At 71.1% G+C, this 18,478-nt stretch carries 17 protein-coding genes; 6 read left to right on the plus strand and 11 right to left on the minus strand.

The window, feature by feature from the left end:
• Positions 1–44: 44 nt before the first annotated feature.
• The gene (locus ACFQVD_RS01700; protein WP_343967510.1) at positions 45–170 is read left to right on the plus strand and encodes a hypothetical protein; all 126 of its coding nucleotides are present in this window, start codon (positions 45–47) and stop codon (positions 168–170) included.
• A gap of 420 nt (positions 171–590) precedes the next feature.
• Positions 591–1,628, plus strand: a complete 1,038-nt coding sequence (hemE, locus tag ACFQVD_RS01705; RefSeq protein ID WP_343967508.1) for a uroporphyrinogen decarboxylase — start codon at positions 591–593, stop codon at positions 1,626–1,628.
• A 40-nt stretch (positions 1,629–1,668) separates the two neighbouring features.
• On the opposite strand, the gene ACFQVD_RS01710 is transcribed toward hemE, so the two are convergent.
• Complete coding sequence (locus tag ACFQVD_RS01710) at positions 1,669–2,679, minus strand: DUF4349 domain-containing protein (RefSeq protein WP_343967506.1); 1,011 nt, start codon at positions 2,677–2,679, stop codon at positions 1,669–1,671.
• A gap of 147 nt (positions 2,680–2,826) precedes the next feature.
• Between ACFQVD_RS01710 and hemG the strand changes: the two genes are divergently transcribed.
• The 3 genes from hemG (at position 2,827) to ACFQVD_RS01725 (ending at position 5,799) form a co-directional block, all read left to right on the plus strand.
• Positions 2,827–4,269, plus strand: coding sequence for a protoporphyrinogen oxidase (hemG, locus tag ACFQVD_RS01715; protein WP_343967504.1), 1,443 nt, complete (start codon positions 2,827–2,829; stop codon positions 4,267–4,269).
• Positions 4,233–4,973 (plus strand): hydrogen peroxide-dependent heme synthase, encoded by a 741-nt coding sequence (gene hemQ, locus ACFQVD_RS01720; RefSeq protein WP_084195536.1) that lies wholly within the window; start codon positions 4,233–4,235, stop codon positions 4,971–4,973. The genes hemG and hemQ overlap by 37 nt, the downstream gene beginning before the upstream one ends.
• A gap of 265 nt (positions 4,974–5,238) precedes the next feature.
• Entirely contained in the window at positions 5,239–5,799 is a 561-nt protein-coding gene (locus tag ACFQVD_RS01725; protein WP_343967502.1) for a hypothetical protein, read from the plus strand.
• On the opposite strand, the gene ACFQVD_RS01730 is transcribed toward ACFQVD_RS01725, so the two are convergent.
• From ACFQVD_RS01730 to ACFQVD_RS01755, 6 genes are all read right to left on the minus strand, one after another.
• Positions 5,778–5,915, minus strand: coding sequence for a hypothetical protein (locus ACFQVD_RS01730; protein ID WP_343967500.1), 138 nt, complete (start codon positions 5,913–5,915; stop codon positions 5,778–5,780). The genes ACFQVD_RS01725 and ACFQVD_RS01730 overlap by 22 nt on opposite strands.
• A gap of 148 nt (positions 5,916–6,063) precedes the next feature.
• Positions 6,064–6,465, minus strand: a complete 402-nt coding sequence (msrB, locus tag ACFQVD_RS01735) for a peptide-methionine (R)-S-oxide reductase MsrB (RefSeq protein WP_343967498.1) — start codon at positions 6,463–6,465, stop codon at positions 6,064–6,066.
• A 344-nt stretch (positions 6,466–6,809) separates the two neighbouring features.
• Entirely contained in the window at positions 6,810–8,957 is a 2,148-nt protein-coding gene (locus ACFQVD_RS01740; protein ID WP_386274207.1) for an acyl-CoA dehydrogenase, read from the minus strand.
• A 53-nt stretch (positions 8,958–9,010) separates the two neighbouring features.
• A complete protein-coding gene (locus ACFQVD_RS01745; protein ID WP_343967494.1) occupies positions 9,011–10,450 on the minus strand; it encodes an aldehyde dehydrogenase family protein in 1,440 nt (479 codons plus the stop codon).
• 83 nt (positions 10,451–10,533) lie between these two features.
• Positions 10,534–10,899: a hypothetical protein gene (locus tag ACFQVD_RS01750; RefSeq protein WP_343967492.1), complete on the minus strand. Its 366-nt coding sequence runs from the start codon at positions 10,897–10,899 to the stop codon at positions 10,534–10,536.
• 66 nt (positions 10,900–10,965) lie between these two features.
• A complete protein-coding gene (locus ACFQVD_RS01755; protein WP_343967489.1) occupies positions 10,966–11,703 on the minus strand; it encodes a pyrimidine reductase family protein in 738 nt (245 codons plus the stop codon).
• A 126-nt stretch (positions 11,704–11,829) separates the two neighbouring features.
• Between ACFQVD_RS01755 and ACFQVD_RS01760 the strand changes: the two genes are divergently transcribed.
• Positions 11,830–12,234 carry a hypothetical protein gene (locus tag ACFQVD_RS01760; RefSeq protein ID WP_343967487.1) on the plus strand — a complete coding sequence of 135 codons (405 nt, stop codon included), beginning with the start codon at positions 11,830–11,832 and terminating at the stop codon, positions 12,232–12,234.
• 19 nt (positions 12,235–12,253) lie between these two features.
• On the opposite strand, the gene glgX is transcribed toward ACFQVD_RS01760, so the two are convergent.
• From glgX to ACFQVD_RS01780, 4 genes are all read right to left on the minus strand, one after another.
• Entirely contained in the window at positions 12,254–14,374 is a 2,121-nt protein-coding gene (gene glgX / locus ACFQVD_RS01765) for a glycogen debranching protein GlgX (protein WP_343967485.1), read from the minus strand.
• Between the two features lie 278 nt (positions 14,375–14,652).
• Positions 14,653–15,081, minus strand: a complete 429-nt coding sequence (locus ACFQVD_RS01770; RefSeq protein ID WP_343967483.1) for an OsmC family protein — start codon at positions 15,079–15,081, stop codon at positions 14,653–14,655.
• 101 nt (positions 15,082–15,182) lie between these two features.
• On the minus strand, positions 15,183–16,802 hold the full coding sequence (locus tag ACFQVD_RS01775) for an isovaleryl-CoA dehydrogenase (protein WP_343967481.1): 1,620 nt from the start codon (positions 16,800–16,802) through the stop codon (positions 15,183–15,185).
• Positions 16,803–17,007: 205 nt separating this feature from the next.
• Positions 17,008–18,456, minus strand: coding sequence for an ankyrin repeat domain-containing protein (locus tag ACFQVD_RS01780; RefSeq protein ID WP_343967479.1), 1,449 nt, complete (start codon positions 18,454–18,456; stop codon positions 17,008–17,010).
• Between the last annotated feature and the right edge of the window lie 22 nt (positions 18,457–18,478).

Below are 18,478 nucleotides of genomic sequence, written 5' to 3' on the forward strand. Positions count from 1 at the left end.
AGGGCGGGGATGACCTCGCCGTGGGAGACTTGGGGGAGGAACGCGTGACCGCGTTCGGCGCCGGCCCGTTCCGGGTGTTCGGGCCGGCGGTGATCGGCGGGGCGGGATTGTCGTTCGGGAACCCGCACGCGGGCGCAGGAGGCACGGTGCTCACCGCGACGTTCGGGTGAACTCCACATGGTGGACATCGCACGGGCCTTTCGTCGGGTCGTGGTCCGACGTTGGCACGTCGCGCCGACATTTCCGCGCAGCGTGCTCGGCGTGTCCCCAAAGTGGTGCAGGAATCGATGCCGCGCGGTGACTTGGCGAACATTTGGACCAGCCGGGGGCCGATCCAGGATCACCGATGGGAGGAACTGTACCCGGAAACATGATCGCTTCGTGCCGTGCGGCGCCATCCGGCTGGCGACAACATCGGATTTCAGTGGACGAAGCTCTCGAAACCGGTAAGACATTATCGTTGTCATCACTTGACGGTGCCAGGGTGGTGTGAGGTGCAATCTCATTGAATAACTGGTGATTTCGGGCTGATTTCGCCGGTCAGCGACCGTGGTGAGCCGACCGGTCACCGGGCATGGCACCCTGGTGGGGTGACTTCCGAGCCCGCCGACTCCGCTTTCCTGCGCGCCTGCCGCCGCCGGCCCGTATCCCACACACCGGTGTGGTTCATGCGCCAGGCAGGCCGCTCGCTGCCCGAGTACCGGGCGCTCCGCGAGGGGGTGCCGATGCTCACGGCCTGCGCCACCCCCGACCTGGTCGTGGAGATCACGATGCAGCCGGTCCGCCGCTACGGCGTGGACGCGGCCATCCTCTTCAGTGACATCGTCGTCCCGCTCAAGGCGATCGGCGTCGACCTCGACATCAAGCCCGGCATCGGCCCGGTGGTGGCCGAGCCGATCAGGGACGCCAAGGCGGCCGAGGCGCTGCGCCCGATCGAGCCGGGCGACGTCTCCTACATCACCGAGGCCGTCCAGGCGCTGACCAAGGAGCTGGGCGCGACCCCGCTCATCGGTTTCGCGGGTGCTCCCTTCACCCTGGCCTCCTACCTCATCGAGGGCGGTCCTTCCAAGAACCACGACCACACCAAGGCCATGATGTACGGCGAGCCGGGCCTCTGGCACGCCCTCATGGATCGGCTGACCGAGATCACCCTGGGGTTCCTGCGCGTGCAGCTCGCCGCGGGAGCCTCCGCCGTCCAGCTCTTCGACTCCTGGGTCGGCGCGGTGTCGCCCGACGACTACCGGGAGTTCGTCCTCCCCTACACCAGCAGGATCTTCGACGGCCTGGCCGGTCTGGACGTGCCGCGTATCCACTTCGGCGTCGGCACCGGAGAGCTGCTCGGCCTGCTCGGCGAGGCGGGGGCCGACGTGGTGGGCGTCGACTGGCGGGTACCGCTCGACGAGGCCGCCCGGAGGGTCGGCCCGGGCAAGGCGCTGCAGGGCAATCTGGACCCGGCGATCCTGCTCGCCCCGTGGGAGGTCGTGGAGCGCCGCGCGGGCGACATCCTCACCCGCGCGGCCAAGGCCGAGGGACACGTGTTCAACCTGGGGCACGGCGTGCTGCCGGGCACCGACCCCGACCAGCTGGCCCGCCTCACCGACTTCGTCCACGAGGCCTCCGCCCGCTGACCGCCCCCGGCGCCGGTGCACCCTCGCCACTCGCCCGGGACTAGGGTCGCCTGTCCGCTCCCTCGGGTTCGTCGTCTCCCCGCGGATCACTCGCGGGGAGAGGCTCCTCGTCGGGGTCGGGCTCCGGGTCCTCGGAGCCCACGGCGAGCGGCCGCTCCCCGTTCCGCCTGAGGCGGAGCAGGAAGGCGGTCAGCAGCCAGGCCGGGACGATCACGATCAGCCAGGGGAGCAGCACGCCCAGAAGCGTCAGGCCGTGCTTGACGGCGACGACGAAAGCCTGCCAGCCCGTCCGCAGACCGCCGAGGAAGCCGGCGGGCTCGTCGTCCTCCTTCTTCTGCACCACGGCCGCCGGGCCGACCAGGTTCAGCGTCAGCGTCGCCGCGCTGGTCTGCGAGGCCAGGGTCTTCTGCCTGGCCTGCAGGGACTCCAGCTCGCTCTCGCGGTTGGAGACCTCACGCTCCACCTTGAGCACCTCACCGATGGTGTTGGCCCGCTTCAGCAGCGTGCGCAGGGAGTCGAGCGCGGCCTTGGCCGACTTCAAACGGCTCTCCACGTCGGCCACCTGCTCGGTGACGTCCTCGGTGTTCTGCCGGAGCGACTCGCGGGTGCCCAGCTCCTTGCCCAGGCGGTCGAGCGTGCCCGGGTAGTTCCCCGGCGGGATCTTGAAGACCAGCGTCGCGGAGCCCTCGCCGTCGGAGCGGGCGTCGGAGTTCTCCATGGCCAGGTAGCCGCCCACGGAGGTGACGATCTGCCGGGCCCGGTCGGCCGCCGCGGTGACCTCCTTCGCCCGGACCGTCATCTCCGCCGTGTAGACGATCGCCCGGTCCTGCGGGACGATCCTCACCTGGCCGGTCTGCGGGGAGCCGCCCTCGGCCTTGCTCGCGCCCTGGGGAACTGCCACGCGGTCCTGGCCGCCCGCCTGCGTGTCGGCCGCGGGTGCCGCTCCCTCGTAGGACGTGGACTGGAGGGAACTCCCGCCGCAGGCGGACACCAAAAGGGTCAGGCCCGTCAAGAGGACCGCCAGGCGCGGACCGTACCGGAATCTGCTCATGAATCTCATGACGGCGGGTGCGGTGGCGGAGTTCGGTGAGCGGCAGTCACGATGGCGTCACGTTCTGCGCGCCGTCGGGTCACGGGGAGGGCGGGGCGCCGAGGTGGGCGACGGGACCGGGGAGGCGGACCGGTACGGTCAGGAGTCATGGAAGGCAACCGGAGACATGTGGTGGTCGTCGGCGGTGGGATCGCCGGCCTGGCCGCCGCGTGGCACCTGCGTCAGGGCGGCGAGAACCTGCGGGTGACCGTCCTCGAAGGCGCCTCGCGGGTCGGGGGCAAGCTGCACGCCACCGAGGTGGCGGGCGTCGCGGTGGACGTGGGGGCCGAGGCGATGCTCGCCCGGCGGCCCGAGGGCAAGGAACTGGCCAGGATGGTCGGGCTGGGCGAGGAGTTGCGGCTTCCCGGCACCACCCAGGCGGCCATCCTGACCCGGGGCGCGCTGCGGCCCATGCCCAAGGGGCAGGTCATGGGCGTGCCGTCCGACCTGCTCGCGCTGGCGAGGTCGGGCATCCTCTCCCCCGGAGGGCTGGCCAGGGCGGCGCTGGACCGGATCCTTCCGGCGACGCGGGTCAGCACCGACGTGTCGGTGGCGGCCTACATCCGGGCCAGGATGGGCGACGAGGTGGTCGACCGGCTCGTCGAGCCGCTGCTCGGCGGTGTCTACGCGGGCAGGACCGAGCGGCTCTCGCTGGACGCGACCATGCCGAGGGTCGCCATCGCGGCCAGGACCGAGCGGTCGCTGCTCGCCGCCGCCGGGGAGATCGCCGCGGACGCCCCGAAGGACGCGGGGCCGGTCTTCACCACTCTGAGCCGGGGGATGGGCAGCCTTCCCGAGGCCGTCGCCGCCGCCTCCGGGGCCGAGATCAGGACCGGCGTCATGGTCAGGGAGCTGCGGCGGACCGAGGGCGGCTGGAAGCTGGTGGCCGGACCCGCCAGGGAGCCGGAGACGATCGAGGCCGACGCGGTGATCATCGCCGTTCCCGCCCCGGCGGCGAGCCGGCTGCTCGCGGAGGAGGTGCCCCGGGCGGCCGCGGAGCTGGCCAGGATCGAGTACGCCAGCATGGCCGTCGTCACCCTCGCCTATCCGCGGGAGGCGTTTCCCCGGCCGCCGTCCGGCAGCGGCTACCTGGTTCCGGCCGTCGACGGGCGTCCGATCAAGGCCGCCACGTTCAGCTCGGTCAAGTGGCCGCACCTGGCGGAGACGGACCCCAACCTGGTCCTGCTGCGCTGCTCGATCGGCAGGCTCGGCGAGGAGGCGGTGCTTCAGCGCGACGACGCGGAGCTGGTCGCGCTGGCGATGGCCGAGATGGTCGAGGTCATGGGCGTGCGCGCGCTGCCTCGCGACTCGCGGGTGACCCGCTGGGGCGGTGGCCTGCCACAGTACGAGGTGGGTCACCTCGACCGGGTGGCGCGCATCCGGGCGGCCGCCGCCGTTTCGCCGGGGCTGGCGCTGTGCGGCGCAGCCTACGACGGCCTTGGCATCCCCGCCTGCGTCTCCACGGCCCGCACTGCGGCAGCCCGGATTCTCGACCACCTGGACCCCACGGGAGAATGGCAGGACAGAACCGATTCGCTGACGAAGGGGTGAGGACGACGGACGGGAACCCGCGGCCCAAGGCACGAGACCTGAACCAGGTGATCCGCTACACGATGTGGTCGGTCTTCAAACTGAGCGAGCGCTGCCCGGGGCACCGTGAGGGCATGGCCGACGAGGTCGAGGAGCTCCTGGCCCAGATGGAACGCAAGGACGTGGTCACCCGCGGCCTGTACGACGTGGCGGGTTTCCGCGCCGACGCCGACTTCATGTTCTGGTGGCACGCTCCGACCTCTGAGGACCTGCAGGAGACCTACTCCCGCTTCCGCCGTACCGGCCTGGGGCGGCTGTCCGAGCCGGTCTGGTCGGCCATGGCGCTGCACCGTCCGGCCGAGTTCAACAAGTCGCACATCCCGGCCTTCCTGGCCGAGGAGGAGCCCCGCGCGTACGTGAGCGTCTATCCGTTCGTGCGCTCCCTGGAGTGGTACCTGCTGGACGACGCGGACCGCCGCCGGATGCTCGCCGAGCACGGCAGGATGGCTCGCGACTATCCGGACGTGCGCGCCAACACGGTGGCCTGTTTCTCGCTGAACGACTACGAGTGGATGCTGGCGTTCGAGGCCGACGAACTGCACCGCATCGTCGACCTGATGCGCACCCTGCGCGGCGCGGAGGCGCGGCGGCACACCCGGGTGGAGATCCCCTTCTACACCGGTGTCCGCAAGCCGCCCAGCGAGCTGATCGCCGCGCTGCCGTAGCCTCCGAGGACCCGTCGCCGCGGAGTCCGGTCTCCGGCGGCGGGACCCCTGTTCCGTGAGATGAGGGATGTGGCCGCTGTGACGGCCCGCCGAAAATAATCCCGCGCAGGGTCTCTTTGCCATCCCTTGCCTTTGTCATACTCGTGGGAGATCACCGGTCTATGTGAGGCCGAGGGTGAAAAGGGGTGAAGGTCTGGCACGGTCCAGGCGGCGTACTCGGGGACGCCGGAGAAAGAAGTCCCGCTCGTGGCTTCCTGAGATCTCTGTGGGCGCCGCCGCGCTGGTGGTGGCGTTCGCGGTGAGCGGGGTGTGGTCTTCCGGGGAGACGGCTCCGGGGAGCGGGGTGGCTCAGGCGCCGGTCTCCAGCGGCCCGCCCGTCGCGGTGCCGCAGGGGGACCCCGTGGCGGGCGCGGTGGTGGCCGCCGAGCTGGACGGGAAGGGCAAGGAGGACGCGAAGTCCTCCAAGGCGGAAAAGAAGCGTCAGAAGGCCGGTGAGGCCGAGGCGTCGGGGCCTTCCAAGCACACCGACAAGAAGGCGTTGGCCTACTTCGAGAGCCGCAAGGTGACCAAGCGGGTCAGGGATATCCGGATGGTCGGTGGCTATCTACGGATATATACAGACCTGCCGGAATCGGCGGACAACTCGAAGCAGGCGATCAAGCTGTGCGAGGCGGGTGTCGACTATCTCGTCGGAGAGCTCGGCATGCCCAGCCCCGTGGTCTTCGTCCAGGCCGAGTTCGGCGAGAACGGCAACCCGGTTCTGGCCAACGTGCTGGGCCCTGACGACCCCGACTGCCGCGTCACCTACCCCAAGCCGAAGCGGTAGTCCGCACGGTGCTCGGGCCGGGTCACCCGGACCCTGGTCCTGCCGCAGATCGAACAGCGCTGGGTGATCACCCGGCCGATGGTCTCAACGATCTCCCACTTGTGGCGGAGATGCACGGGGGCTCCTTGGGCAGACACGCTACGGAGATAGGTGAATACACTGCGTGAGGTCGCTCTGCCCCTTCCCGCGCCTCGCTAACCTCCGGGATGGACCGATGTGGCTGTCCCCGCGCGTCGCGGACCGGCCGGATCGCGAGGCGCAGGTCTATTCGGCGGGCTCCAGCCTCAGCGAGACGGAGTTGATGCAGTAGCGGTCGTCGGTGGGCGTGCCGTAGCCCTCGCCGTGGAACACGTGGCCGAGATGCGAGTCGCAGGTCGCACACCGGACCTCGACGCGGACCATGCCCATCGAGCGGTCCTCGATCAGCGTCACCGCGTCGGACTTCGACGGCTCGTAGAAGCTCGGCCAGCCGCAGTGGCTGTCGAACTTGGTGTCGGACCGGAACAGCTCGGTGCCGCAGGCCCGGCAGCTGTAGACGCCCACGGTCTTGGTGTCGACGTACTCCCCGGTGAAGGGCCGCTCGGTCCCGGCCTGGCGAAGCACGCGGAACTCCTCGGGAGAGAGCTGGACGCGCCATTCGGCGTCGCTCTTTACCACCTTGTCCATCACATCAGCCTATGCGGTCGCCGTGGTGTGTGGCGGGGCAAGGCCCGGGACGGTCCCGTTCGGAAAAATCTTGACGGGCGAAGCATCCTTTGATGACCGTTTTGGCGTCTTTAAAAGAGTGGAGGGTGATTCACCTTCCCGTTGAGGGGTGAGATCACCTGCCCGGTCGCCCACGTTCCGCGGGCCGGCCGGAATGCCGCCGTCCGGGTGGCGCGCCAGCGCCTGGGCCCGGTGGGCATGAGGCAGGTGGTCACAAGGTCCGCCCCGTCGAGTGCCCGGTCCCGCCGCCGTGGCGGCTCCGGGGCGGACCTGCCCTCGGCTTCCGGTGAACGGCGGCCCCGGACTCAGGGGTCACGGGGGAGGCCGAGCGCGCGCTCGGCGATGATGTTGAGCTGGACCTCCGTGGTGCCGCCACCGATGGTGAAGGCGCGGGTGGCGAGGATCATGCGGTTCCAGTACGGCGAGTCCGGCGCGATGGACCAGCAGAACTCCGACACGGCCTGGGAGTGGCGCATCCCCAGCAGCTTGCGGACGCTGGAGGCGGTACCGGAGTCGTTCCCGGCCAGCTGGGAGAGCGTCACGCGCAGGCCCAGGGCGGAGATGGCCTGCCCCGACGCCCACAGGCGGCCCGCCTCCTCCAGGGCGGAGGGGCGGAGTGCCCCGGGCCCGCCCAGGGTGTCGATCAGGGCGACCATGTCGGTGTGCCGGGAGCCGGGCCCCCAGGAGTCACCCAGGGCGACGCGCTCGTGGGAAAGGGTGTCGCGGGCGACCCGCCAGCCCGCGTCGACCTGGCCGACGACCAGGTCGTCGGGGACGAAGACGTCGTCCAGGAAGACCTCGTTGAAGATCTCGTCGCCGTTGATCTCCTTCAGCGGGCGGACGGTGACGCCGGGGGAGGACATGTCGACCAGGAAGTAGGTGATGCCCTCGTGCTTGGGGGCGTCCGGGTCGGTTCTGGCCAGGCAGATCCCCCACTGCGCCCACTGCGCGAGGGAGGTCCAGATCTTCTGGCCGTTCAGCGACCAGCCGCCCTCCACCCGCACGGCCCTGGTGGACAGCGAGGCGAGGTCGGAGCCCGCACCGGGTTCGCTGAAGAGCTGGCACCAGGTGATCTCGCGGGTGAACGTGCCGGGCAGGAAGCGTTCCTGCTGTTCAGGGGTGCCGTGGCGGACGATGGAGGGGACCGCCCAGGCGGCGATGCCGAGATTGGGGCGCTTGACATCCCTGAACTCCTGGTGGATGACCACCTGCTCCAGCGGGGAGGCTCCGCGCCCCCACGGCCTGGGCAGGTACGGCATGATCCACCCCTCGGAGGCGATGCGACCGTGCCTGACCTCCCGCTTCTCGGCGGCCAGTGACGCGGCCTCCGCCCTGATCCGGTGCCGCAGTTCCTCGGCCTCCTCGGGCAGGTCCGGTTCCATCGGCCGCCGCGCTCCGGCCACCGCCATCCTGGCCACCCGCTCGGCCCACTCCCCGGCGTCGCCGCTCAGCGCCCGCAGGCAGAGCGCGCGGCGGTAGTAGAGGTGGGCGTCGTGCTCGAAGGTGTAACCGATGCCGCCCAGCACCTGGATCGTGTCCGCCGCGCACCGCACGGCGGCGTCCGCGGCGAGCACCCCGGCCACCCCCGCCGCCAGCGCGACCTCGCCCTCCGGATCGACACCGGCCCCCAGAGCGGCCCCGTCGAGGGCACGCGCGGCGTCCCAGACGGCGGCGCGGGCCTGTTCGAGGGCGACGAGCATGGCCGCGCACCTGTGCTTCACCCCCTGGAACTGGCCGATCGGGCGTCCGAACTGCTCCCGTACCCGGGCGTACTCGGCGGCGGTGGACACCGCCCACGCCGCCACGCCGCAGGCCTCCGCCCCGAGCAGGACGGCGGCCAGGTCCGAGACGAGGCGGGAGGTCACACCGCCCAGCACACGCTCCTGGGGTACGGCCGTCACCATCACCGTCACCGCCGCCAGCGGCCGCGTCAGGTCGATGCCGTCGGCCGCCTTGGCCGAGCAGTCGCCGGGGTCGAGCGCGGCCCACCGGCCGTCGGGAAGCGGGACCACGAACACCCCGGCATCCGCGGAGCCGAGCACGGTCACGGCGGCCGGTCCGGTCGCGTCCGCCGCGCTCGCCGTGGCCGTACGGGCACCGCCGGGCAGGGCGATCGCGGCGGTCAGCGTGCCGTCCGCCAGTGCGCGCAGCAGGTCGTGGTGGGGGGACGGCGCGGGGGCGGCGCGGGCGATGACGGCCGAGGCCAGGACCGTGGGCAGGTGGGAGCCCGGCGTGCAGTGCTCGCCGAGCGCCTCCAGGGCGACCACCAGCTCCCGCAGGCCGCCGCCCTGCCCTCCGCACGTCTCGGGCAGATGAAGCCCGAGCAGGCCCTGCGCGGCCAGCGCGGCGCGGAACGGCTCGTGGTCCATGCCGCGCGCCGTGATGTTCCGTCCGGCGAAGCCGTGCACGGAGACGGCCAGCGCCAGGTGCTCCTCGGTGATCGCGATTCCCATGCCCCAGACTCTAGAACCATATTCGGTTTCTGGTAAAGGGCGGGGCTCGCCCGTCAGATGTGGATGATCGCGGCCTTCTCCCTGGTGTACTCCAGTACGGCGTCGTGCCCGTACCCGGAGTCCTTGACGCCGCCGAAGGGCAGTCCCGGGGGCATCTGGCGGAAGGTGTTGACCCAGACGGTGCCGCTCTGCAGGTCGCGGACGAACCTGTGGGCGCGGCCGAGGTCGCGGGTCCACACGCCGGCGGCGAGTCCGTAGGGGGAGTCGTTGGAGATCGTCAGAGCCTCCTCTTCGGTGTCGAAGGGGATGGCCACGGCCACCGGGCCGAAGATCTCTTCCTGGCAGACGCGCAGCGCGTTGTCGGAGGTGGTGAAGAGGGTGGGGGCCACCCAGTAGCCACCGGGCATGGACGGGACCACGTCGGCCCCCGTCTGGCCGCCGAACACCAGCTCGGCGCCCTCCTTCTCGGCGATCTCCAGGTAGGAGGCGACCCGCTCGTACTGCCCGGCCGAGACGATCGGGCCCATCGTGGTGGCCATGTCGAGCGGGTCGCCCAGCCGGACGTGCGAGGCGATCGCGGTGATCCGCCCGATCATCTCGTCCCAGACCGGCCGGTGGATCAGGATGCGGGACCCGGCCACGCAGACCTGTCCGGCGTTGCCGGTGTAGACCGAGTTGACGGTCACCCCCTGGGCGGCGGCGTCCAGGTCGGCGTCGGAGAACACGATGTTCGGTGACTTGCCGCCCAGCTCGAAGGTCAGCGGCTTGAGGTGGTCGGCCGAGGCCCGGGTGATCGCCTGCCCGGTCTGGGTGGAGCCGGTGAGGCTGATCTTGTTGACCCCGCGGTGCCTGACCAGCGGGTCGCCGACGTCCTCGCCGAGGCCGCTGACGATGTTGAGCACGCCGGGCGGGAGCACCTCGGCCAGCAGCTCGCCCAGGCGCAGCACCGAGGCGCAGGCCTGCTCGGCGGGCTTGACGATCACGGTGTTCCCCGCGGCCAGCGCGTAGGCCGCCTTGGCGGAGAACGTCGAGACGGGGGAGTTCCACGGGATGACGCAGAGCGCCACCCCGTACGGCTCGCGCCGGGTGAGACCCAGGCTGTCCGGGCCGAGGATCACCGTCTCGCCCTTGACCGCGTCGAGCACCTGCCCGGCGGCGATCTGCCACAGGTGGGTCATGCCGGGCAGGTCCTTCTTCAGGGTGTCCCGCAGGATGCGCCCGTTGTCCGTGGTCTCGATCCTGGCCAGTTCCTCGGCGTGCCGGGCGAAGACCTCCGACACCCCGCGCAGGAAGTGCGCCCGGCCGAGTGCGGGCATGGCGGACCAGGAGGGGAAGGCCGCGCGCGCCGCCGCGACGGCGGCCTCCGCGTCGGCCCTGCCGCTCGCCGGGACGCGGGCCCAGACCTCGCCGGTGGCGGGGTTGACGGAGTCCAGCGTGCGGCCGTCGGCCGCGGCCAACAGGCGGCCGCCGATCAGATTGCGGTACTCGTCCACTCGTCACTCCCGCGTCAGCCGTACCGGAAACTTGCCCAAGCGTACGCTTGCTTGACATGGAAGTGGAAGCGGGAGGCGGACGGTCAGCCCTGGCGCCGCCGTGCGAGGGCGAAAGACATGTTCACGCTGATGATGCCGACCCACACGAGCACCAGGATGAACGCGAGGATCGAGTCGCCCAGGCCGGAGAAGGCCAGCCCGATCGTCGCGGGTATCCCGGTCGCCAGGGAGACGATCGCCAATGCCAGCCGCTGCCCGGCGTCCACGGAGGGACGGACCGCGGGGCTCTCCTTGCGGGCGGCGAGCCGGTCGTCCACCCGCTTGTCGATCTCCCGGTCCATCTTCTCCAGGAAACCCTCGACGAGGGAGTCTTCGTATTCCGGTCCGAGGTCCCGGCGGGCCTCGAGTGAGGCGCGCAATTCGTCACCGGAGGAGGATGATCGTTCCATGGTCGAGATATATCGTTTCTCTAGCGGTATGTCCACACGAATCATGGAACGCCGGGACCTCCGGCGCTAGAGGGCTCCGGCCTTCTCGTCTCGCCGGACATACCGGGTGAAGAGAAACCCCTCGTCCTCCAGCACGTGGGCCAGGCGCAGGTGGGTGAGGGAGGGAGGGCCGTCGAGGGCACGGGCGGCGTCCCCGCCGATCAGCAGCGGGCTCACCGTGAGACAGAGCTCGTCGACCAGGTCCGCGGCGGCCAGCTGGGCGTTGGTCTTCGGGCCGCCCTCGCAGAGCACCCGGCTCAGGCCGCGCTCGCGGAGCGCCTCCAGCGCCAGCACCGGATCCACCCGCTCGCCCCCGGCCACGATCACCTCGGCGCGCCCGGCGGCCTCCTCGCGGCGCTCCTTGGGGGCGGCCTCGCAGGTGATGACGATGGTCCGGGCGTACGGTTCCGCCTCGGTGAACAGGGGGCCCGACAGGTCGAGGTCGAGCCCGCGAGTGATCACCGCCACCGGCGGGGCGGCCGGGCGGCCCTCGCGCAGCCCCTGCCACGATGGCCTGGGCCGTGCCGGGCCGTACCCTTCGGCCCGCACGGTCGCCGCACCGGCCAGGACGACGTCGGCCAGCCCGCGCAACGTCCAGAAGACCTGGCGGTCGCCCCTGCCGGACAGCCCGCCCGACAGCCCCTGCAGCCAGGTGCCGCCGTCGGCGCTGGCGACCATGTTGACCCGCAGGCAGGGACCGGCCGGGTAGGCATAGGCGCGGACGAGGTCGACCTCGGCCGAGGTCTCGGGGTGAATGAGGCGCATTCTCCTACCTTCGCATGGAAACGACCTGTGAGTTCTCCCGGAGCGTTCGATACTGGATCCGAGGGCTGGGGTGACTCGGGACGGCTCCCGGTACATGATTCGTTCCGGGAGACACGGGAGGGCTGTGTGGGGCTGGTCACGATCGTGACATGGTTGATCACCGCGACGGTCGGGATCTACCTGCTGTACCTGTGGCTCTCCGGGGGAGGGCTCCGCCAGCAGGCGACCAAGGTCACCCGCTTTCCCGCGCTGCTCATCTTCGCCCATCCGGCCCTGGCGGTGTCCGCCCTGGCCAGCTGGATCGTTTACGTACGCACCCTGGAGCCGACCTTCGCCTGGCTGTCGTTCGGAGTCCTCGCGCTCTCCGCGCTGCTGGGCTTCACCATGTTCACCCGCTGGCTGGGCGGCGGACGCCACGCCCGCGGCGCCGAGCAGCGCTTCCCCATGGTGGCGGTCGTGCTGCACGGCGCCGCCGGTGTGGCGACGTTCGTGCTCGTCCTGCTCACCGCCGCGATCGCGTCAGGGGCCTGAAGGCCGCGAGCGGCCGGTCCTACGCCCGCTCGCAGTGCAGGATCTGCACCGAGCGGGCGGTCACCTCCACCACGCTCTCGGCCGGCCAGGACTCCTGCGAAGACGAGAGGAGCTCCGTCCCCTCCTCGGCGGTGTCCAGCACCCGCCGCCACCGCTTGCCGTACTTCGCCCCGGGGAGGGTGAAGATCATCTCCTCGTGGTGGGCGTTGATCAGGAGCAGGAACGAGTCGTCCGTGATCCGCTCGCCGCGGGTGCCCGGCTCGGTGATGGCGTCGCCGTTCAGGAAGACGGCCAGTGACTTGGCGTAGCCGGTGTGCCAGTCGCTCGCCGACATCTCCTCTCCCGCCGGGGTGAGCCAGACGATGTCGCGGGTGCCGTCGTCGGCCTTGTGGCCGTGGAAGAAACGGCGCCGCTGGAACACGGGATGCTCGCGCCGCAGCCTGGAAAGGCTCCTGACGAAGTCGAGGAGGCCCGCCTCCTCGGAGGCCAGTGACCAGTCGACCCAGGAGATCTCGTTGTCCTGGCAGTAGGCGTTGTTGTTGCCGCCCTGGGTCCGGCCGAACTCGTCACCGGCCAGCAGCATCGGCACGCCCTGGGAGATGAACAGGGTGACCAGGAAGTTGCGGCGCTGGCGCTTGCGCAGGCTCACGATCTCCGGGTCCTCCGCGGGGCCCTCGACCCCGCAGTTCCACGACCGGTTGTCGTCGGTGCCGTCGCGGTTGTTCTCCTTGTTGGCCTCGTTGTGCTTGTGGTCGTAGGAGACCAGATCGGTCAGGGTGAATCCGTCGTGGCAGGTGACGAAGTTGATGGAGGCCACGGGGCGGCGTCCCGAGGTGGCGTAGAGGTCGGCGGAGCCGGTCAGCCGGGAGGCGAACTCGGGCAGCGCGGACCCGCTGCCGCGCCAGAAGTCGCGGACGCTGTCGCGGTACTTGCCGTTCCACTCCATCCAGAGCGGCGGGAAGTTGCCGACCTGGTAGCCGCCGGGCCCCACGTCCCACGGTTCGGCGATCAGTTTCACCTGGGAGATCACCGGGTCCTGCTGGATCAGGTCGAAGAAGGCGCTCAGCCGGTCGACGTCGTGCAGCTCGCGGGCGAGGGCGGAGGCCAGGTCGAACCTGAAGCCGTCCACGTGCATCTCCAGGACCCAGTAGCGCAGCGAGTCCATGATCAGCTGGAGGGCGTGCGGCGAGCGGACGTTGAGGGAGTTCCCGCAGCCGGTGTAGTCGAGGTAGTAGCGCCGGTCGCCGTCGTGCAGGCGGTAGTACGCCCTGTTGTCGATGCCGCGGAAGCTCAGCGTGGGCCCCATGTGGTCACCCTCGGCGGTGTGGTTGTAGACCACGTCGAGGATGACCTCGATCCCCGCCTCGTGCAGCGCCCGTACCATCGCCTTGAACTCCTGCACCTGCTCGCCGCGCTGGCCCGAGGCGGAGTAGGCGGCGTGCGGGGCCAGGTAGGCGATCGTGTTGTAACCCCAGTAGTTGGTCAGGCCCCTGGCGACCATCGCGTGCTCGGGCACGTACTGGTGCACCGGCATCAGCTCCACCGCGGTGACGCCCAGGCCCAGCAGGTGGTCGATGACCGCGGGGTGGCCCAGTCCCGCGTAGGTGCCGCGCTTTTCTGCGGGCACCGCGGGGTGGCGCATGGTGAGCCCGCGGACATGCGCCTCGTAGATCACGGTCTGGTGGTACGGGGTCCGGGGCGGCCTGTCGTTTCCCCACTCGAAGAACGGGTTGACCACCACGTTCTTCGGCATGAAGGGGGCGGTGTCGGTGTCGTTGCGGCTGCCGGGGTCGGTGAATCGGTAGGAGAAGAGCGCCTCGTTCCATCTCAGGTCGCCCTCGACGGCCTTGGCGTAGGGATCGAGGAGCAGCTTGGAGGGGTTGCACCGGTCCCCCTGGGAGGGGTTGTAGGGACCGTGGACGCGGTAGCCGTACCGCTGTCCCGGCATGATCCCCGGGAGGTAGCCGTGCCAGACGAACCCGTCGACCTCGGTCAGCTCGACGCGCTCCTCGTGCCCGTCGTCTTCGAAAAGACAGAGCTCGACTCGTTCGGCGGCTTCGGAGAACAGGGAGAAGTTGGCGCCCACACCATCCCAGGTGCCGCCAAGCGGATAGGACTCTCCTGGCCAGACTTCGCGCATGTGACCCTATTCTCCTCTGGTCGGGCCCCCTTGTGCAGGGTGTTCTCGCCCTTGTCACCTTATGGCGGTGTTGAGGAGCTTTGTCCTAGTCTCTCTGCGCGTCGTCCGTACGCGGTCCGTGGCCGTTTCGTGACCACGCGTGCCCTGTGGGGCACGCGTGGTCACGCGGACGCGGTGATCAGCCAGGCGGTGACCACCCGGTGAGCGGGCCGGCCGCGATCAGCCCGATCATGCCCGGTGGGTCGTGACCGGACACGACCGTGGGCGGTCGGCCGCGATCAGCTCAGCAGCTCGGCGTTGAGGCTGATCGTGGTGCCCGCGAGGGCCTTGCTCACCGGGCAGTTCGCCTTGGCCTTCTCGGCCGCCTCCTGGAACTGCTCGGCGGTCAGGCCGTCGACCTGGGCGCGGACCGAGATGACGATCCCGGTGATGCCCTCACCCGGCTGGAAGGTCACGTCGGCCTTGGTCTCCACGGTCTGCGGCGGGGTGCCCGCCTGGGCCAGCCCGTGGGACAGGGCCATCGAGAAGCACGAGGAGTGCGCGGCCGCGATGAGCTCCTCCGGAGAGGTCTTGCCGTTTGCCTGCTCGGCGCGCGAGGGCCAGGACACGTCGAACGTGCCCACCCCGGAGGAGTCGAGGGAGACGCTGCCCGCGCCCTCCATCAGCGAGCCCTTCCACTGGGTCGTCGCGGTACGTGTCGTCGCCATGGCGATCATCCTTTCGATCATGAAGAGTCAACCAGGACCGACCCTACTCGCCTCCCCGGAGGCAATGCCCGAACGGCCCCGCGACGCACGCCGGAGGCGGGTCAGTAGGAGGCGCGCTCGACGAGGACGTCCAGGTCCAGGCCGGGGGGAAGCGTGCCGAAGGCGCGGCCCGCGTCGCCGGACAGCCGGGAGACGCAGAAGGCGTCGGCGACGGCCGTCGGCGCCAGCCGGACGAGCAGCGACCCCTGCAGTACCAGGGCCATGTCCTCGGCGACGCGCCGGGCGCGGGCCTCGATGTCCGTCGTGTCGTCCAGGGACTTGCGCAGCCGGTCGACGGCCGCGTCCAGGTGGCGGTCGGCGCCGGAGGCGAGCGAGACCTCGGCGAAGAACGCCTCCTGCGCCTCGGGCTCGCGCCCCAGGGCGCGCAGCACGTCCAGTGCCGCGACGTTCCCCGAGCCCTCCCAGATGCCGTTGAGCGGCGACTCGCGGAACAGCCGGGGCATCTGCGACTCCTCGACGTAGCCGTTGCCGCCCAGGCACTCCAGCGCCTCGGCCGCGTGCACCGGAGCGCGCTTGCAGATCCAGTACTTGCTCACGGCCAGCGCGGTGCGGCGCAGCGCGGCCTCGGCCCGGTCCCCGGCGATGGCCCGGTCGGTGGCGCCGGCCAGCCGCGTCATCAGGACGGTCGCCGCCTCCGACTCCAGGGACAGGTCGGCCAGCACGTTGCGCATCAGCGGCTGGTCGGCGAGCTTCCTGCCGAACGCGGCGCGCTGCCCGGCGTGGTGGACCGCCTGCGTGACGCCGTACCGCAGGCCGGCCGCGGAGCCGATCACGCAGTCCAGCCGGGTCATGTTGACCATCTCCAGGATGGTCCGCACGCCCCGGCCCTCCTCGCCCACCAGATGGGCCGTCGCGCCGTGGTACTCCACCTCGGCGCTGGCGTTGGACCGGTTGCCCAGCTTGTCCTTCAGCCGCATCAGCCGGACGGCGTTGCGGGTGCCGTCCGGCAGGATCCGGGGGAGCAGGAAGCACGACAGCCCGCCGGGGGCCTGGGCGAGAACCAGGAACACGTCGCACATCGGGGCGGAGTTGAACCACTTGTGCCCGGTCAGCAGGTAGCTTCCGTCGCTCAGCGGCTCGGCGCGGGTGGTGCCGGCCCGCACGTCCGAGCCGCCCTGCTTCTCGGTCATCGCCATCCCGGCGAGCACGCCGCGCTTGCCCAGCGGCGGGCGCAGCCCGAAGTCGTAGCTCCGCGAGGCCAGCAGCGGCTCCCACTCGGCGGCGAGCACCGGGCTGTGGCGCAGCGCGGCGATCGACGCGTAGGTCATCGAGATCGGGCAGCCGTGCCCCGCCTCGACCTGGCTCCAGAGATAGAACTTGGCGGCGCGGGCCACGTGCGCGCCCGGCCTGGCGCTCGTCCACGGGGTGGCGTGCATGCCGTTGCCGACGGCGACGGTCATCAGCTCGTGCCAGGCGGGGTGGAACTCCACCTCGTCGATCCGCCGCCCGTACCTGTCATGGGTGCGCAGCACGGGCGGATGCTCGTTCGCCAGCCGTCCCCACTCCTGGGCCTGCTCGGAACCGGCGAGGAGACCGAGCCTGCGCAGTTCCCCCGTGGCCCATCCCGCGCCCTCCCGGTCCACGCCGTCCATGAGGGCGGCGTCGGCGGACACGTCGTGCCCGGTGAGCGGATCTGCCTGGTTGAAGACGTCATGGGTCACGTGGGGCCTCCGGTGAACTCATCCGGCCCGTCGCCGGCTCCTGTGCCTATCTCAACATCCCTCCGGAGTATTGGCGCACTTGATTGTGGCGCTATGTCCGACTTTCGCGTGGAGTTGGCGGGGATGGTCTCCCGGAACGGTCTCCCGCCGTACGCGTCCTCCGCCCCGGCACCGGCCGTGCGGAGTCGCGCGCACGGCTCGTGGCTCAGAGGTTCTTGACCAGGTCGCGGACGTAGTCGTCGTCCTCGTCGCTCTCGGCGAGCACGCGGTCGGCGCCCCGCTGGGCGCGGGCGTCCCCCCGGGTGGCAAGACCGCGGGTGGCCTCGGCGACAGTGTTCAGATCCTCGTCGTCGAGCCTGGCGGCCAGCGCGTCGCGGATCGGCTCACTGTCCTGCGCCAGACCCGCCAGGCCCATGGTCGCCCAGTCGCGTACCTCCGCGTCGGGGTCCTCGGTCATCGAGATGAGCAGCGCGAGCCCCTCGGCGTGGCCGGACGGCAGGACGGCGGCCAGCGCGGCGGGGTCGGCCTGGGTGCGGGTCCAGCCGTCGGAGGTGATGATCTCCAGCACCTCGGGCAGGGCGCGCGGGTCGGCGTGGTGACCGAGCGCGCCGAGCACCGAGCGCAGCACCCGCTCGTCGCCCTCGGTGGCCGCCATCCGCCGCAGGATCGGCAGCGTCTCCTCCAGGAAGGGCTTCTCGTCCTCGGTGAAGCCGAACTCGGCGAGCACGTCGACGGCGAACTCCCGCTTGCGCGGATCCTCAGCTGCGCACAGCCGCGCCGCCGCGTCGAAGGTCTCGCCGTCGCCGCGCCGGCTCAGCGAGCTCGCCACGGTCCACCAGGTCTCGGCCTCCTCGTCGATGTCGCGGTAGGGCATCGCCCGCTCGACCATCTCCTCGAAGGGCAACCGCTCGCCCGTCGCGTCCTCCAGCAGGGTCGCGACGGCCGCGTGCCCGCGCTGGCAGGTGAGCTCGGCCACCCGGGTCCCGTCCGGGCCGGCCGCCGCGACGGTCACCAGGTCGGTGCCGTCCGTGGCCCGGCTGCGGCCCACGACGAACTGCGAGCCCTCGGGGGCCTGCTCGGTGAGCTGCTCGAGAAGCGCGCTCTCCAACTGGGTGCCGAGCCAGTCGTAGGCGATGGACAGCGGCGTGTCGCCGTCGCCGTCGGGCCGGTCGGCCTCGGCGCCGGCCTCCAGCAGCGTGCGCACGACGCCCAGGGCGCCGCGCCGGGTGGCCAGGGTGAGCGCGGTGTCGCCACCCTCGTTGGCGTCCTCGGCGTCCGCCCCGGCCGCGAGCAGCGTACGGACGGCGTCGGCCCGCCCGTTGGCGGCGGCCCAGAGCACGGCTGTCCACCCGTCGGCCTCCCGCCCGGACACGTCGGCCCCGGCGGCCAGCAGCGCCTCCACGGTCTCGACGCGGTCCCAGGCCGAGGCGGCGCACAGGGGCAGCCCCGCGTCCTGTCCGCCGCTGATCCGGTTGGGGTCGGCTCCGTGGGACAGCAGTGCGCGCACGATGGCCACGCGCCCCGTGCCCGATGCCAGGTACAGGGCGGTGGGCTCTTCCGCGCCGCCGGGGTCGGCGCTCGTCCCGTTCTGCAGCAGCCGCTCGACCCGCTCGGCGTCGTTACCCGTCACCGCGTCCAGGAGTTCTCGGTACATGCCTACGGATCCTATTGCCTGC

The sequence above is a fragment of the Streptosporangium amethystogenes subsp. fukuiense genome, assembly GCF_042665875.1.
Lineage (GTDB): Bacteria > Actinomycetota > Actinomycetes > Streptosporangiales > Streptosporangiaceae > Streptosporangium > Streptosporangium fukuiense.